This is a genomic window from Novosphingobium sp. Leaf2 (assembly GCF_001421325.1).
Classification (GTDB): Bacteria; Pseudomonadota; Alphaproteobacteria; order Sphingomonadales; family Sphingomonadaceae; genus Novosphingobium.
Genome location: NZ_LMJY01000016.1, coordinates 50,222 through 66,751 on the forward strand (window position 1 = coordinate 50,222; position 16,530 = coordinate 66,751).

Below are 16,530 nucleotides of genomic sequence, written 5' to 3' on the forward strand. Positions count from 1 at the left end.
CTCGCACTACCGCCCCTGCGCCCGCCAGCGCTGGACGGTACGCAGCACCATTTCCTCCTCGCCGCCCGAACCGTTCCACAGCTCGGTGAACGAAGGGTCGGCGGAGGCGGGGCGCTTGCGCTCTTCCAGATCGTCGAACGAAACGCGCATGGGAATGGCCACGCCCTCGCCGCAGATGATGCATTCGCGGTTACGCAGGGCGGGAATCGAATCGAGAAACCCGCGCGCGCCCTCAGGCATCGCCGCGCGCACGAAGGCCTGATCGCGCTCGTTATTGAGGCGCATGGAAATGATGGTGCCGCACTGCGACAGCACGCCTTCGGCAAGATCTGACGGGCGCTGGGTGATCAGGCCCAGCGAAATCCCGTACTTGCGCCCTTCCTTGGCGATGCGCGACAGGATGCGCCCGACCGACGAGCCATCTGCGTTCTTCTCGTTGGGCACGTAGCGGTGCGCTTCCTCGCACACCAACAGGATCGGCCGGGTGCGTTCTTCGCGCGCCCAGATCGCAAAATCGAACACCATCCGGCTGAGAACCGCCACCACGGTGGAGGTGATTTCCGTCGGCACGCCGGACACGTCAATGATCGAGATCGGCCGGCCCCGCGATGGCAGGCGGAATATGCGCGAGATGAAATCGGCCATCACATCGCCCACCAGCATGCCTGAAAACATGAACTGGTAGCGCGGGTCGGACTTCATCTCGTCCAGCTTGTTGCGGATGCGCAAGTACGGCGCACTGGTATGGCCCTTGTCCAGCTTGCCCATCGCGTTGTTGAGGATCATGCCCAGGTCCGAGAGCAGATAGGGGATCGGCGAATCCACCGTGATCCTGCCCATCTGCTCGGCCAGCCGGTTCTTGGAGCGCGCTTCGAGCAGCGCCCGACCCAGGATCTCGGCATCCAGTTGGCGCTCGTCCCCGCGCGAGGTCAGCAGGATTTCGCAGTGTTCCTCGAAGTTCATCAACCAGTAGGGCATCTGCAGATTCGATACGTCGAGGATGACGCCGGTGTCGCGGAATGCGGCGGCATACTCGCCGTGCGGATCGACCATGATGATATGGCCTTCGGGCGCATGCTCGCAGATACGGTGCAGGATCAGCGCCGCGCTGGTGGACTTGCCGGTGCCGGTGGAGCCCAGCAGCGCGAAATGCTTGCCCAGCAGCGCATCGACGTAAAGCCCGGCGCGAATGTCACGCGTCGGATAGACATTGCCGACCTGAATCGCGGATCGGCCGTCGCTGGCGTAGATCTGGCGCAAGTCGTCGCTGGTGGCGGGATAGACCAGCGCGCCCGGTATCGGGAAGCGGGTGACCCCGCGCCGGAAACCGTGGATGCGCCCGGTGCCGCGTTCCTCCAGCCCTTCCCCCAGAAAATCGGCGTCCGACAGTACCCCGGCGACCCGGCCATCCTGCTTCTGGTTGCGGATGCTTGCCAGCAGCCAGCCGGTGCCCGCACGGATCTTGACCTGGCTGCTGACCTGGCCGGACAGCGCGACAGACGGATCGGCATCGCCGGCGATATCGTTCAGGCGCTCAAGATCGAAGGCGATGCGGCTGCCGGCGCCGCTGATCTCCAATACGACGCCGATCGGCTCGATCGGCAGCGGCGGGGGCGCTGATGCCGACTGCGACGGCTGAAACTGACCTGTTGCTTCGATCTGCATGGAGTGTTGAACCGCTGCCCCTTCGATACGCGGCGATAGGGCGATCCGGTTAATTTCCGGCTAAAAGCGTTTCCCGATGCACCCGTTCTGGGTGCCGCCACCGCTAGATCAGTGCGAAAAGCCTGCCGGCCAGCCAGCCCATCGCCACGGAAATGGCGACGGCGAGCAAGCCGTATGCGAAGCCGTAGTTGGCGCTGAAATCGGCGATGGCGCGTTCCACGCCCAGCTTGCGCACTTCGACCTGGCTGGTGGCCGATGCGACCACCCGGCCCTTGGAAATGGCGTATGTCTCTGCGGTGTACGTGCCGGTCGGCACGCGCGAGGGCAGGCCGATCCGCGCCTGGTACAACACTTGCTCGTTGATCTTAACGCCGCCCTCCTCCTCACGGTACAGGCCATTGCGGCGATTGAGATCGACCAGCCCGGCGGCAAAGCGCGCCTGTTCGTCCGGGTCGATCGCCCCGATGGGCGAGAGTTGCAGCCACTTGAGCCCCAGCTCGTAGATGGCAGCCGTCTTGTCATCCACGATGTCAGCGATGGGGCGGCTGGAGGCGATGGCATAGTATCCGGGCGCCGAGCGCAGCTGCGTGCTGGCTGCGTTGATCCACAAGCCGGCGACTTTCTGCTTTTCGCGCAGCACCACCGACTGGGTGGGCCCACGCAGCACCACGACGATGTCGTAATCCTGCGCCGCGCGTGAGCCTTCGGGGCTGAGGATCGCGCCGAACAGCAGCAGTTCGGTGCCGGTAAACCCCTGCTGGAGGGCGACTTCGTGCTGCGAGACTTCGGGCACCAGAATGGGATCGCGCGCGCCGGTCAGCATCGTCAACGCGATCAGGGCCAGCAGCACCCTCACAGGGGCGCCACGGTGTATATATCGTCCGGGCGATAGCCGAGGCCCAGCGCCATGCGCCCCGCCACCAGCAGCACGATCACCGCCAGCAGCAGGCGCAGCTTGACCGGGCTGGCCTTCTGCGCGAACTGCGCCCCCACTTGCGCCCCGGTGACCGAGCCCAGCAGCAGCAGCGATGCCAACACCAGATCCACTGCATGGGTGGTCAGCGCATGCATCATCGTGGTCGCCATCGTCACGAACAGGATCTGGAACAGCGATGTGCCCACCACCACGTTCGCGCTCATGCCCAGGATATACAGCATCGCGGGCACCAGGATGAAGCCGCCGCCGATCCCCATCAGCATTGTCAGGATGCCGGTGCCGATGCCCAGCAGCAGCGGGGCGAGCGGCGAGATATACAGGCCCGAGCGGTAGAACCGCCAGCGCATTGGCAGGCTGGCCACCATCGGGTGATGCCGCCGTTTGCGCGCTGGAGTAGGTACGCCCGAACGCTCAGCCCGAATCGACTGGATGCTTTCGCGGGCCATCACCGATCCGATCGAGCCCAGCAGCACAACATACAGGATGTTGATTACCGTATCGATCTGGCCCAGCCGTTCGAGCAGGTTGAACAGCACCGCGCCCAATCCGGTGCCGATGATGCCGCCGGCCACCATCACGCCGCCCATCTGGTAATCCACGCCGCCGCGCCGGGTATGTGCGAAGACGCCGGAAACGCTGGCGCCCGTCACCTGGCTGGCAGCAGATGCGGCGGCGACCGTGGGAGGGATGCCGTAAAAGATCATCAGAGGCGTGGTCAGGAACCCGCCGCCCACGCCGAACATGCCTGACAGCAGCCCGGTCACCGCGCCCAGCAGGACGATGATGATGCCGTTGACCGAAAGGTTGGCGATAGGAAGATAAACGTCCATTGCTGCCTTGCTCGCTACCGCAGGCAGGCGTTCGCGAAAAGCGCCTAATCAAAAACCTGCAGATAGCGTCAGCGCCGGCCCGGAACGCGGCACCGCATCGCCGGCCATGCGAAAGCGCCAGTCCACCGCCGCCCGTCCGAACAGCCCGCGCCCCAGCGGCATCGAGATCGACGCCGAAGGCCCGGCATCGATGCGCATCACGCCCTTTTGCGCCCCGCCCCACAAGCCGCCACCGGCGCGCGCATCGAACTTGCCGAAGCGGAACAGCGGGCGGTCCACCCGCAACTGGCCATCGGCGAACAGCGTGGCATAGCGTCCGCCCACATAGCCGGCCTGGCCGTAAAACTCACCGCGCAAGCCGGCGGGCAGCGCGAACGGGGGCAATTCGGTGATGGCCATGACCGCCGGCTGATAACGCCGCTCACCGCCTTGATCGGTGACCCGTCCCTCCACCGCTGCGATCACGGGCAGATCGGGAAACGGACGCGCCGATACGCCCAGCGCCAGCGCCGTTTCGGCGGCATAGCTTTGCGAGGACGTGGCGCGCAGATAGATCGAGGGACCATAACGGCTCGACGGCTTGATGCGGTACCGCAGCACCGCGCCGGTCTGGCTGGCGCCGTAAGTCGCGGGAAGCAGGCCAGCGGAATTGGGCGCGCCGGCATCATCCCGGCGCAGCAGCGCCCAGGCATCCATAGACCAGCGCCGCAGCCGGGCCGGGCGCTCGGCGCTCGGCACACCGGTCGATACCGGGGCGACGGCGGACGGAGCGGCATCCGGCGCGTAAAAGCGCGGGACATTGCCGTATGGCGCGAATTCGCCCGCAAGGTGCGGCGCATAGCGCGCCGCAGGGCCGCCGGCATCGCGTGCCGCAAATCCCGCCTGCGGCTCCCACCATTGAGCAGGGCGATATGCGGGTCGGTATCGACCGTAAGGCGGCGGCGACCCGCGCACGTACAACGGTGGCGCGGCACCCGCCATCGTCACCCCTTCAGCATACAGGTCTGCCGTATCGAGCGGCTGCGATCCGGGTAGCGATTGCGGTCCCTCGTTTTGCACCAAGGCCGGGCGCACAGCGGCCAGCGGCGCGTCCCAGGTGGCCGCACGCCCGCCCGCCCACCCCAGGATCAGCGCCAGCAGCGCGACGACGGGATGCCCGCGCGAGATGACGCCTGCGCTCATCGCACGCCGCCGCTGCTGGCCGCTTGCGCGGGGTGATGATCGTGCCGGGTTTTCTCCCAGGTGACCGGATCGCCGCGCAACGTGGCCAGATACCCCCACAAGGCCCGTCGGCCTGCCAGGATGGCGATGAAATTGGCGACGGGGATGCGCATCAGCGCACCAAGCCCTTCGACTACCCCGTAGTCCCGCGTCGTAAAAGCGAAGCGCATCACGCAGCGCCACAGCAGCGCGGCGGCGCACGCATGCACCATTGCGCGCAAACCCGGCGATGCGGCCAGTTGCGCATGGGCGCCAGCAAACCCGGCGAGCGCCAGAATACCCTCGATCACCACCAGCAGATAACCACAGGTCAGCACCAATGCGGTGAGCGGCCCGCGCCGATCGCGCAGCGCCATCCACAAGTCGGCATATCCGCGGCCCCACCCCATGCGGTCCCAGCCCTGAAAGGCGATGCCATGGATCCAGCGTGATTTCTGGCGCACCGCAGTGTCGATGCTTGCGGGGAAATAGGCCCGCGTCGCGACCAGCGCCCCCGCCTCGTCCCGGACCCGCAGAAACCGGGCGCTGCCACCTTCGCGCCGGACCAGCAGCCCCAGTTCGTAATCCTCGGTCAGGCACTCTGCGGAAAACGGTGCGCCTTCGCCCCCGCGCCGCCGGGCGATACGCGCGACCATCTCACGCGAGAAACCGCAGCCGACCCCCGCCGCCGGGATCGCCGCCCCCAACGCATCGCGCACGACAAGCCCCTTGCCATGCGATTCGGCGAACTCATCGGCATAATGATTGCCCACCCACGGCGAGGCCGGCTGCAATTCGGGCCGCACCGGCAGTTGCACGAAATCGGCGTGATCCAGCCCGCTGTCGATCACCGCCAGTTCGGCGGGATGCACCATGTCTTCGGCATCATGCAGCACGATCGCGCGAAAGGACATTCCGCGCCGGCGCTCATCCTCATGCAGCGCGGCGTAGATGTGGTTGAGACAATCCGCCTTGGTGGTGGGCCCTGATTGCCGGGAAATGACGATGCGCACGCGCGGATCGTTGCCAGTCGCGGCGATTACCGCCGCGACTGTGTCCGGATCGTTGCCATAGCAGCCGACATAGAGGGTAAAATCGTCCTGCCGCCAGGCCTGCAGCGCGTGAACGACAGTGTGGCCGATGACCTCGGCTTCCTGCCAGGCGGCGATGAATACGGCCATGCACCCACGCAACGGCGCGGTGGCAGCGCGTGCCGTGATTGTCTGGTCGCGTGCTCGCGCGGTCAGGCGCAGCCAGAGCCAGCACACGTCCACGCCCAGTTCGTCCAGCGCGCCGATCACGAACCAGAACGCCGCAAACAACAGCAGTTCCCGCTCTACCAGCCGCAGGCATGCGGCGGCGGCGGCCAAGGCGTCCGACACTTCCACCATGCCCCCTTTGGCCGTGCACGGCCGGTGATCGGTCCAACCCCTGGACCGACAGGGCAAGTCTATGGCGCACACCCGCGGATGCGCCAGCGATCATCCGCGCTATTGCAATAAGTTAATGTCCGTAGGTAGTTAGCGTTGGATGTTCGGAGTGGGTTACCAGGTTCCCACGTTCGGCATGCTGACCCAAGGCTCGGCAGGTTCGAGCCGACCATCCTGCAGCAGTTCGATGGAAATGCCGTCCAGCGTGCGCACGAACGCCATGTGCCCATCGCGCGGCGGGCGGTTGATGATTACCCCTGCGTCCTGCAGCCGCGCGCAGGTTTCGTAGATGTCGGAAACCTGGAAGGCGAGATGTCCGAAATTGCGGCCCCCTGTGTATTCCTCTGCCGTGCCATCTTCGGCGGGCCAGTTATGCGTCAGTTCCACTTCCGCATCCTCCTGCCCCGGCGCGGCCAGATAGATCAGTGTGAAACGGCCCTGCTCACTGGAAAAACGGCGCGTTTCCTTCAGCCCGATCATCTCGAAGAAACGGATCGTCGCGTCCCGATCGGTTACGCGGATCATGGTATGCAGGTAGCGTGTCATGGCGAGCCTTTGGCTATGGGGATGCAGCGCTGCCCATATAGGGAAGCTGCCGACACGCGAAAACCCGCCCGGATCGCTCCAGACGGGTTCCTCCTGCAAATTCCGGTAATTCAGAACGCGGCGGTCAGCGTCGCCACGACGGTGTCGTTGGTGTAGCTCTTCACGCTAGGCCCGGTGACGCCGATGTACGACACACCCAGCGAGAGCGGACCGTAGATCGTGGCCGAAGCACCGATCGACCAGTCAAAACCGGTCCGGTCGACCGTGGTGTAATAGCTGGGAGCCAGCACGCCGTCGGTGTAGCCAAGGTGGCCCGAAACCGTGAGTGGCGTCTTGGGAATGCCGATGTCGACGTTGCTGTAGACATACAGGTTATCGGACTTCTTGTTGCCCGCGAAATTCGGCAGCGCCCGCTGATCCCAAGCGTAGTTGCCGCCCACCTTAATCTTGGCGGGACCGAACTGGCCGGACACAGACGCGTAAGGCTCGAAGAATTCGGCGTGGCCGACGTGGCCGTTGGGATAGGCGTAATACAGCAGGCCAGCGTCCAGGGTCAGCGCGGGCGTAACCTTGCCGGTCCAGCCGCCGAACAGGTCAAGCTCGGTGTGGCCGTAGACGGGGCCAAGGTCGATCGAGGAACCCCAAGTGCCGATGTAAAAGCCGCTCTTGTGCGAAACGGTGATGCCGGCCTGCGCAGCGATGTCGCCCTGTGATTGCGAGACGCCGCGGAAACGATAGTCCGTGGTGATGGCAGCGCTGCCGGTGACGGTGAAATCCTTGGGAGGCGCGGCATCCTGCGCGAAGGCAGGCACGGCGCACAGGGCGGTTCCAGCAAGCAGAGTAGCGGCAAGCGCGCCGCGCATGGACAGAAGCATAATCATTCCCTCACGATTTTTATAATGCTCTGTTCCGCCTGCACCGCACCTGCGAACCTCGTATCGGGCTTGCCTTGTCACGGTGTATTATTGCTGCACCGCACCAAACATTCACACAAGAAAAATTTCAATCTGGCAATAAACGAGAAACTAAGTGTGGATTTTTTACCACTGCAACCAAACCGGTCCGTCGTCGCTTGTAGACTCCCCGCAAGAGTTATATTGCAGCGCAACAAATGCTGAGCATCATCCGTAAGTTCATGGGCCGCACCGACATTCGCAGCGCCCCTTCCGTGCCCCACGGTGAGCGCGCCTACGCGGTGGGCGACATTCACGGTCGACTGGACTTGTTCGAGGCACTGATCGACCAGATCGAGGCGGACGATGCCGCGAGACCCACCGCGCACACCAAGATCGTTCTGCTGGGCGACCTGATCGACCGGGGGCCGGACAGCGCCGGCGTGGTGGACCGCGCCCGGCGCTGGGCGCAGGCGCGCGAGGTGGACATCATCCAGGGCAACCACGAAGAAATGCTGCTGGTAAGCCGCAACGATACCGAGGCCCTGCGCAGCTTCCTGCGGTTCGGCGGGATGGAAACTCTGATGTCCTACGGCATCGACGCGCAAGTGCTCGCGAATGCCGAAATCGAAGATGTGCAGCGGCTGATGAATGCCGCCATCCCGCGTGAGGATTTCGATTTTCTGGAGAGCTTCGGCAAGATGGTGCGCGTGGGGGACTATGCCTTCGTGCATGCCGGAGTTCGTCCCGATACCCCGCTCGAACATCAGATGGCCCGGGATTGTCGGTGGATTCGCGAACCGTTCCTCAGCCATCGCGGCGATTTCGGTGCGTTCGTCGTGCACGGACATACCATCACGCCGGAGCCGGAGGTGTACGACAACCGCATCGGTATCGACACCGGCGCGTTTATGCACGGCACGTTGACCGCCATCGGCCTGCAAGGCACCGACCGGTGGTTTCTCCAAGCGACCGACGGCGTAAACGCCAGCGTGGCGGCCTAAAGCCAGGGCCACCGGATGCGCCGGGGAGCCTGTAAGCCGGGTTCTGTACCTGGCGTGGTCTCCCAAGCGAGGGACCTTACGCCGCGGCGGCAGCCATTCCTCTAGGCGACGCATTGCTGCCCCGCTCAAGCGACCAACCCGGGCTACCTGGGTTCGAAACGAACCCGCCGATCTTACCCGTTTGCACGAGCGCCGGCGCGTAGCCCCTATTCGGTCTTGCTCCGGGTGGGGTTTACCATGCCGCTTACCGTTACCGGCAGCGCGGTGCGCTCTTACCGCACCCTTTCACCCTTACCTGTTCCGCAAAGGACATCGGCGGTCTGCTCTCTGTGGCACTTTCCCTAGGCTTCGCACGGCCTGAAAACCGCGCTCGCCCGGCGGGCGTTACCCGCCACCCTTGTTTCGTGGAGCCCGGACTTTCCTCGCGATCCTGAAAGGACCCCGCGGCTGCCCGGCTCCCCGGCGCGCAGGTCACCTAGCACGACCGATGTCGCGCTCCAACAGCAGTTCGAACAGGATTCCGCCAAGCTCACCATCAAGGATGCCGTCGATGATCTCGGGCCGCCAGCGCCGCTGGAACGCGGTGACAGCGGCTCGGCCATCGGTGATGTCGTAGCCGAAGCGTTCCAGCGCTAGGTAGAACGCGCCGGGATTGTCGTAGAACAGGTTCATCTTCGCGCGCGGGATCTCCAGCGCCAGGCCCAGCTGGCCAAGGCGCGGCCAATCGAAGTATTCGCCCGGATCCTGCTTGCGGGCCGGCGCGACATCGGAGTGGCCCACTACGTTGGCACGGGGCACGTCGTGCCGATCGACGATGTCGGCCAGCAGCGGCAGCAGCGCATCCATCTGTGGTTCGGGAAACGGGCGGTATCCCCATTCGTGGCCGGGATTGACCAGTTCGATCCCTACGCTGGCGGAGTTCACATCGGTGATCCCGCGCCAGTAAGCGGCGCCGGCGTGCCAGGCCCGCTTGTCCTCCGGCACCAGCGAGGTGACGGTGCCGTCCTCGTCGATCAGGTAATGGGCGGAAACCTGCGCTTGCGCATCGCACAGCCGGGCCAGCGCCTCTTCCCCCGAACGCATGCCGGTGTAGTGAAGCACCACCATGCTGACGGGCAGCAGGCGTTCGTTCCAGTTGGGAGAGGCAACCGTACGGTTGATGAGCCAGCGGTTCATCGGCCCTGCCCTCCCCCCATCGTCAGCCTCGTGGCAGCACCGCGCCGAGCACCAGCGCGTCTTCGGCCAGCACGTACTGCAATTGTCCGTGCAGTTCGGTGGCAAGCTGATGCAGCATGGCGGCAGGGGCCGTGCGACTGGACAAGTCACCTTCGGGCAAAGTCCCTTCCAGCGCGTCGCCCACCGACCGGTCGAACGCGATGCGCGGGCCGGATGAGCGTACCACCAGCTCGCTGTGATCCTCACGATATTCCGCCGCGATATCCAGCGTGCCGCCGCGCGGCAGCGCCTCCAGCCCGATCAGCGCGAAGTTGAGCAGGGTCTTGATCGCCGCCTTGGGCAGCGATTCGCTGGGCAGCGCCCACGCCAGCCGGACACGCGGATTGTTGGCCACCAGCGCTTCGATCAGCACCTTGGCCTCGCTCACCGCCACCATCTCCCCGAACCCGCCAGCCGCGCCGAACGCTAGGCGGAAGAACTTGAGCTTGTCGGTAGAGATGCGTGCACTCTGGTCCAGCAGTTCGAAGCAGCGCTGCCGCATTTCGGGGTCCTTCTCGTCGGCGAGAAGTTCCAGCCCGTTGGACAACGCGCCCACAGGGCTCAGCATATCGTGGCACAGGCGCGAACACAGGAGGCTGGCAAGTTCGAGCGAACTCGTGGTCATGGGTATGGCTGCTTTCCGTACGTCTTGCGTGCCGCGCCTCAATCCCGGACGCGGAAATCTAGAAGCGCGAATCCATTGGCACTATCGCGCCAGAAAGCAACCTCACCGTCCGCGATGATCGCCCAGACGCGCGAATCCCCGGTGGAATGTTCGCAATCGGTGGCCGACGGTACGGGATGGCCCTTGGGGTGCGAGTGGTAATAGCCGAGCACCTGTGGGCCACCGTTGCGCGCAGCCTTGTGCGCGGCCAGCAGCGCCAGCGGGTCAATCTCGAATCGCACGCGCCGGTCTGCCGCGACGTTCGCCGTGGCGTCCACCGTCTCGATCCGCGCGCCTGAGCCCAATAGCAAGCCGCAACATTCTTCCGGCGCAGCTCTTGCGGCTTCCCGGTGCAGTGTGGCCAGCGCGCCACTTGTCACCTCGATGATCATCCCCAAATCCTACCCGCAATGGGGGCACACGCAAACATCATCGAAGGCACGATCGCGTCCGCCGGGCGCATCGACAAGGCGCTTGCCGACGCCAGCGGTCTGTCGCGCGAACGCGTCAAGGCGCTGATGGCCGAGGGGCGCGTGCAGCTTGCCGGCAAGCCGGTGGCGCAAGCCTCGCTCAAGGTGGAGGCCGGCACCGCGTTTGCCATCGCCGTGCCCGAAGCCATCCCTGCCGAAGCAGTCGCGCAGGATATCGCCCTCACCGTCGTGTTCGAGGACGAACATCTCGTTATCGTAGACAAGCCGGCCGGCCTTGTGGTGCATCCCGCCGCCGGCAACCTGGATGGGACGCTGGTGAACGCGCTGCTCCACCATTGCCGCGGACAGTTGTCCGGCATCGGCGGCGTGGCCCGGCCCGGCATCGTCCATCGCATCGACAAGGACACCTCCGGCCTGCTGGTCGTTGCCAAGTCCGACGCGGCGCACGAAGGGCTGGCGGCGCAGTTCGCCGATCACTCGATCACCCGCGCTTATCGCGCCGTAGTGGGCGGGCGCCCTGTCCCCGCCGCCGGCACCGTGATGGGCGCGATCGCCCGGTCGAATCACGATCGCAAGAAGATGGCGCTGGTGGAAGACGGGCGCGGCAAGCACGCGGTCACCCATTTCCGCACGCTGGAACCGCTGAAGGGCGCCACCCTCATCGAATGCCGGCTGGAAACGGGCAGAACCCACCAGGTGCGCGTTCACATGGCGTCAATCGGTCATGCGCTATTGGGTGATCCTGTTTATGGGCGAACGATTAGTTCTCTTCGGCCGATCCTGCAACGGCTGTCATTTCACCGCCAGGCGTTGCACGCGGCGGAACTTGGCTTCGTTCACCCCGTTACCTCACAAAGCGTCCATTTCGTGAGCAAACTGCCCGACGACATGCGGACACTGATCGACGAACTGCGACACTGAAATCGTTTTTATGTGCTATCGTGAACAGGTGGCCACAAGCTAAGATGCCTTCAAGGGTCTTTGACCGTGTGCCGACCTAGAAAGGACGGATGACCATGAGCAACAATCGAAATCTGAGCGTGCCCGCGCTCGGCGGTGAGCAGAGCCTCAACCGCTACCTGTCCGAAATCCGCAAGTTTCCCGTGCTGGCTCCCGAGCAGGAATATATGCTCGCCAAGCGCTATTCGGAACATGAGGATCCGCAGGCCGCTGCGCAACTCGTCACCAGCCACTTGCGCCTCGTCGCCAAGATCGCGATGGGTTATCGCGGCTATGGCCTGCCCGTTTCCGAGCTGATTTCCGAAGGGAACATCGGCCTGATGCAGGGCGTAAAGAAGTTCGAGCCGGAGCGCGGCTTCCGCCTCGCCACATATGCGATGTGGTGGATCAAGGCCTCGATCCAGGAATACATCCTGCGCTCGTGGTCGCTGGTCAAAATGGGCACCACCGCTGCACAGAAGAAGCTGTTCTTCAACCTGCGCCGCATGAAGAAGAACCTCGACGCGTACGAGGACACTGACCTGCATCCTGAGGACGTGGCCAAGATCGCCACCACGCTGGGGGTTTCGCAGCAGGAAGTGGTGAACATGAACCGGCGCATGATGATGGGCGGCGATGCTTCGCTTAACGTCTCCCTGCGCGAAGAAGGCGAAGGCCAGTGGCAGGACATTCTGCAGGACGATCGTCCGCTGCAGGATGAAACCGTCGCAGACGCCGAGGAAGCCTCGGTTCGGCATGACATGCTGCTTGAAGCGATGCGTTCGCTCAACGAGCGTGAGCGGGACATCCTGATGGAACGCCGCCTGACGGATGATCCAAAGACGCTTGAAGAACTGAGCCAGGTCTATTCGGTCAGCCGCGAACGTGTGCGCCAGATCGAGGTCCGGGCGTTCGAAAAGCTGCAGAAGGCGATGAACCGCATCGCCGGCGAAAAGAAGCTGCTGCCTGCCTGACACACGGCGCACTGCAAGAAAACAAGACCGGGGCGTTCGCAAGGACGCTCCGGTTTTTTGTTAGCCCATGACCATGCTGGAGCGGACGCGAAAACCCCGCTACGCCTGTCAGGGTGCGCCACCATTTTGTGTGCCTACCTAGCGGAGCCTGTCATCGAATGCTGCGTATCATCGCCAAGGTCATCGTGTGGTTCGTTGCGATCAGTGTTGGCCTGACCCTGCTGTATCGCTTCGTGCCCCCGCCGGTGACCGTAACCATGCTGGTGGACGGCAACGGTATCACCAAGGATTGGGTGCCGCTCAGCCGGATCGATCGCAACATGGTGGCCGCCGCCATCGCCGCCGAGGACGGCAAGTTCTGTTCGCACCACGGCTTCGACACTGACGCCATCGAAAAGGCCATGGAGCGCAACGCCAAGGGCGGGCGCGTGCGCGGTGGCTCCACCATCAGCCAGCAGACCGCCAAGAACGTGTTTCTTTGGCAGGGCGACGGATGGACGCGGTATCTGCGCAAGGGTTTTGAGGTGTGGTTCACGTTCCTGATCGAAAACCTGTGGGGCAAGCGCCGGATCATGGAAGTGTATCTCAACGTGGCGGAAACCGGCATCGGCACGTACGGCGTGGAAGCCGGCGCCCAGCGATACTTCGGCACGTCCGCCGCCAGCCTGAGTCCCGCCGAGGCGGGTCGCATGGCCGCCGCCCTGCCCAGCCCCAAGACCCGCTCGGTGATCAACCCCGCTGGCTTTACCCGCCGCTACGGCAACACCATCGCCGGCCGCATCGGCATGGTGAAGCGCCAGGGCTACGACGCCTGCGTCTACAATTAAGCCGGGCGCTCCGCTCTGCCCATAAAAAAAGGGAGGAGCCTTGCGGCCCCTCCCCCTTTTTTTGTCTGACGACGGACGTGCTTCGATCAGAAGCCCATCGAGATCGTGCCGCTGATCGTGCGCGGCGCGCCGACGTATGCGAACGGGATCGAGTTGGTCGCCGTGTTCGAGGTGAAGCCTGCGACGTACAGCTTGTTGAAGATGTTGGTCGCGTTGACCTGCAGGTAAGTCTGGTCGTTCAGACCCAGGAACGCCAGGCTCACCTTCGCATCGAGATCGACCACGGTGTAGGCCGGAGCCTTGGCGCCGTAGACCTGATACGGCGTGACGACGCCGTTCAGGGTGTACGTCGACACGATCGGCAGGTTCTGGTCGTTCACGTAACGCGGACCGGTGCGCTTGGCCTGCACACCCAGTTCGACCGGGCCCAGGTTGCCCTGCACGCGGCCACCGAACATGTAGGTGGGCGCGCCACCTTCACGCTTGCCGGCGGTCAGCGCGTAAACGGGAACGCCGCCTGCGGTGCCCGTCTGCACGTTGTCGAGGATCTTCGACTTCAGGACCGAACCGAAACCATAGATGGTCAGTTCCGGGATCGGCGAGTAGCCGACGCTGCCGTCCAGGCCGTACTTATGCACCTTGCCCAGGTTGCGGTAGATCGTCAGATCCAGCTCAGGATCGTAGGAGGATGCCAGACGGTTGCTGAACCAGGTGTACCAGCCCGAAAGCTGCGCCTGGAACTTGCCTGACACGATGCGCGCGCCCACGTCGACGTTGTCGGTGGTTTCGGGCTTGGGCGTTGCGGTGCCCGGTGCGAAACCAAGCGACTGATACAGGTTGTCGGTGCCCGGAACCTGGATGCCCTTGGTGTAGTTGGCATACAGACTGACGTCGTTGACAACCTGGAAGTTCACGCCTGCGGTCGGCAGGAACTTGTGGAACTTGTAGGTGCGCTTGATCGGCGCGACGTAGGTCGGATTGGCTGCCAGGAATGCAGCCTGCGATGCTGCATCATTGAAGCAATCCACGAACGAACCGCCAGCTTCGGTGACGCACAGGTTGTTCAGCTTGCGCGTGAACCAGGGCGAACGCAGCCCCAGGTTGACCGAAAGACGATCGTTCATGAACTTGCCGGTGTATTCCGCCGACAGCTGGTTGAGCATGGCGATGGACTTGCGGTTGCGCTTCTGGATCGGAAGACCCGAAGCGTCGAGCAGCGGATTGTCCTCGGGGAAATACGTGGTGGTGTATCCGTTACGACGGAGCAGCGTGACTTCGCCGGTCTGACGGTGACGACCATAGTCGAACGAGTAGTTCAGACGGAAGGTCTGGCCATCAGCCGCATTCCAGATCAGGTTGGCAATCACGCCATAGCGGTTGGTCTTGGTTTCGCTGGGCGCGTACACTTCCACGCCCTGCGTGGTGTTGGTCAGCGCGTTGGTAGCGGCGTTGCGACCGGGGGTGTCGAGGATATCGCCGTCACCGTTCAGGTCCACGCCGCCGAAATACGGCTGGCCACCGATGTAGCCATAGATCGGGGTAACCGCACGCAAGGTTCCGGTAGCAGCGCGGCTGTAGAAGCCTTCGTTGCCCTTGACCGCGCCGGTGCCGCCGTTGGCCTTGGTGTACTGATAGCTCGGGTCAACGGTCAGCACCAGGCTGTCGCTCAGCGTGAACTTGGAGTTGACGCGGATGTTGCCGGTGTTCGACGGGTTGAAGCTGTAGTCAAACGGGACGCCGCAGCTGTTGGGCGTGTCCGCAACGCCGCCCTGCGGGGCGTCGGTCTGGCAGGGGCCGAACGTGTAGTCGCGCTCACCCTTGGAAGTGGGGAAGCGATTGCTGGAGGTGCTGCCCACAACGCGCGGGGTCTGCACCAGCGTCTGGCGCGGGGACGTTCCGGTAACCGAGTAAACGTACGGGTCGGTGCGCAAGGGAACGGACGAGAAGTTGCCGTTGCGGTTCTCATTGTAATTGCCCGCAATCGCAATGAAATCGCCGTTGTCACCTAGCGGCTGGTAGATCTTGGCGTTGTACTGGTTCTTGTTGGTCTTGCTCGTGCGCTGATACGGATTTTCCGCTTCGGCATGGCTGGCCGCGAAGAACGCGCGCGTACCCATCGAGGTGAACTCACCGGTGTCGATCACGCCGAACATGCGGAAAAAGCCGAACTGGCCGGCCGAGCCGACCATGCGTGCGCCAAAATCTTCCTTGGGCAGACGGGTGCGGTAGTTCACCGTCGAACCGGTTGCCGCTGCGGTGGGGCTGTCGACATCGGTGGTGCCCAGGTTGACGTTGATCTGCTCGATCAACTCAGGGTCAAGCTGCTGGTTGGAATACTGCGCGTAGTTGCCCGTATCGTTGAGCGGAATGCCGTCAACGGTCAGCGAAATGCGGCTGCCATCGAACCCGCGGATGTTGAGCGTGCCGCCCGAAGATCCATAGGGATCCTGGTTCTGGAAGCTGACGCCGGGCACCAGGTTGATGATTTCCGAAACCGACTGGCCAGCGCGCTGATTGCCGATGATGGCCTGGGTCAACACCTGCTTCGACTTGGTCGAATCGGGCAGCTTGACGCCGCCGATGTCACGGTTGACCTGACCGGTGACGACGATCGTGTCGTCATCGAACGCGGTGGAACCGGTGGACTGCGCGAACGCAGGCATTGCGATGAAAGCGGTGCCTACAGCCAGCGTGCTGGTCGCGGCGGAAAGGATGGCGTGAAACTTCATGGTTTGCCCCTGAGCCTGTCAGAACGATCGAGTGACAATGTGCGACAATATTTCGAGAACATCGCAGGATTGCTGCACCCGCTAAGAGCAGCGAAATATGACAACTTTCTGTCAATGGGGACTCATTTGGTTCCAGCATTGATGATTTTAGTGACACTACCGTCACATATCCATTGATATATCCAAATATCCCATTTTTATCAGTGTGTTGCTAACCAGCACCCGTTTGGCAATGCGGCACAAATG

The 16,530-nt window shown here is 63.7% G+C and carries 15 protein-coding genes and 1 other RNA gene; 4 read left to right on the plus strand and 12 right to left on the minus strand.

Features of this window, described 5'->3' with window-relative positions; translation table 11 throughout:
• Nucleotides 1-6: 6 nt before the first annotated feature.
• The 7 genes from ASE49_RS09605 to ASE49_RS09635 form a co-directional block, all read right to left on the minus strand.
• Complete coding sequence (locus ASE49_RS09605; RefSeq protein ID WP_056771207.1) at nucleotides 7-1,665, minus strand: ATP-binding protein; 1,659 nt, start codon at nucleotides 1,663-1,665, stop codon at nucleotides 7-9.
• A 103-nt stretch (nucleotides 1,666-1,768) separates the two neighbouring features.
• Nucleotides 1,769-2,488, minus strand: coding sequence for a TIGR02186 family protein (locus ASE49_RS09610; protein WP_056772257.1), 720 nt, complete (start codon nucleotides 2,486-2,488; stop codon nucleotides 1,769-1,771).
• A 29-nt stretch (nucleotides 2,489-2,517) separates the two neighbouring features.
• Nucleotides 2,518-3,432, minus strand: a complete 915-nt coding sequence (locus ASE49_RS09615; protein ID WP_056771210.1) for a sulfite exporter TauE/SafE family protein — start codon at nucleotides 3,430-3,432, stop codon at nucleotides 2,518-2,520.
• Nucleotides 3,433-3,480: 48 nt separating this feature from the next.
• Entirely contained in the window at nucleotides 3,481-4,614 is a 1,134-nt protein-coding gene (locus ASE49_RS09620; RefSeq protein WP_056771212.1) for a hypothetical protein, read from the minus strand.
• On the minus strand, nucleotides 4,611-6,020 hold the full coding sequence (locus tag ASE49_RS09625) for a glycosyl transferase family protein (protein ID WP_235522920.1): 1,410 nt from the start codon (nucleotides 6,018-6,020) through the stop codon (nucleotides 4,611-4,613). The genes ASE49_RS09620 and ASE49_RS09625 overlap by 4 nt, the downstream gene beginning before the upstream one ends.
• Before the next feature lie 156 nt (nucleotides 6,021-6,176).
• Nucleotides 6,177-6,608, minus strand: a complete 432-nt coding sequence (locus ASE49_RS09630) for a VOC family protein (RefSeq protein ID WP_056771218.1) — start codon at nucleotides 6,606-6,608, stop codon at nucleotides 6,177-6,179.
• A 110-nt stretch (nucleotides 6,609-6,718) separates the two neighbouring features.
• Nucleotides 6,719-7,483 (minus strand): TorF family putative porin, encoded by a 765-nt coding sequence (locus ASE49_RS09635; RefSeq protein WP_056772261.1) that lies wholly within the window; start codon nucleotides 7,481-7,483, stop codon nucleotides 6,719-6,721.
• A 236-nt stretch (nucleotides 7,484-7,719) separates the two neighbouring features.
• On the opposite strand from ASE49_RS09635, the gene ASE49_RS09640 reads away from it, so the two are divergent.
• The gene (locus tag ASE49_RS09640; protein WP_056771220.1) at nucleotides 7,720-8,505 is read left to right on the plus strand and encodes a metallophosphoesterase; all 786 of its coding nucleotides are present in this window, start codon (nucleotides 7,720-7,722) and stop codon (nucleotides 8,503-8,505) included.
• 16 nt (nucleotides 8,506-8,521) lie between these two features.
• On the opposite strand, the gene rnpB is transcribed toward ASE49_RS09640, so the two are convergent.
• From rnpB to ASE49_RS09655, 4 genes are all read right to left on the minus strand, one after another.
• An RNA gene (gene rnpB, locus ASE49_RS11670) (RNase P RNA component class A) lies at nucleotides 8,522-8,968 on the minus strand.
• An 8-nt stretch (nucleotides 8,969-8,976) separates the two neighbouring features.
• On the minus strand, nucleotides 8,977-9,681 hold the full coding sequence (locus tag ASE49_RS09645; RefSeq protein WP_056771224.1) for an N-acetylmuramoyl-L-alanine amidase: 705 nt from the start codon (nucleotides 9,679-9,681) through the stop codon (nucleotides 8,977-8,979).
• A gap of 22 nt (nucleotides 9,682-9,703) precedes the next feature.
• On the minus strand, nucleotides 9,704-10,345 hold the full coding sequence (locus ASE49_RS09650; RefSeq protein ID WP_056771226.1) for a histidine phosphotransferase family protein: 642 nt from the start codon (nucleotides 10,343-10,345) through the stop codon (nucleotides 9,704-9,706).
• Between the two features lie 38 nt (nucleotides 10,346-10,383).
• A complete protein-coding gene (locus ASE49_RS09655; RefSeq protein WP_056771229.1) occupies nucleotides 10,384-10,776 on the minus strand; it encodes a Mov34/MPN/PAD-1 family protein in 393 nt (130 codons plus the stop codon).
• An 18-nt stretch (nucleotides 10,777-10,794) separates the two neighbouring features.
• On the opposite strand from ASE49_RS09655, the gene ASE49_RS09660 reads away from it, so the two are divergent.
• The 3 genes from ASE49_RS09660 to mtgA all read left to right on the plus strand — a co-directional run bounded on the left by ASE49_RS09660 (nucleotide 10,795) and on the right by mtgA (nucleotide 13,555).
• On the plus strand, nucleotides 10,795-11,736 hold the full coding sequence (locus ASE49_RS09660; RefSeq protein ID WP_056771232.1) for an RluA family pseudouridine synthase: 942 nt from the start codon (nucleotides 10,795-10,797) through the stop codon (nucleotides 11,734-11,736).
• Between the two features lie 95 nt (nucleotides 11,737-11,831).
• On the plus strand, nucleotides 11,832-12,728 hold the full coding sequence (gene rpoH, locus ASE49_RS09665) for an RNA polymerase sigma factor RpoH (protein ID WP_056772263.1): 897 nt from the start codon (nucleotides 11,832-11,834) through the stop codon (nucleotides 12,726-12,728).
• 158 nt (nucleotides 12,729-12,886) lie between these two features.
• Nucleotides 12,887-13,555, plus strand: a complete 669-nt coding sequence (mtgA, locus tag ASE49_RS09670; protein WP_056771235.1) for a monofunctional biosynthetic peptidoglycan transglycosylase — start codon at nucleotides 12,887-12,889, stop codon at nucleotides 13,553-13,555.
• Between the two features lie 86 nt (nucleotides 13,556-13,641).
• On the opposite strand, the gene ASE49_RS09675 is transcribed toward mtgA, so the two are convergent.
• On the minus strand, nucleotides 13,642-16,284 hold the full coding sequence (locus ASE49_RS09675; RefSeq protein WP_056771238.1) for a TonB-dependent receptor: 2,643 nt from the start codon (nucleotides 16,282-16,284) through the stop codon (nucleotides 13,642-13,644).
• Nucleotides 16,285-16,530 lie beyond the last annotated feature (246 nt).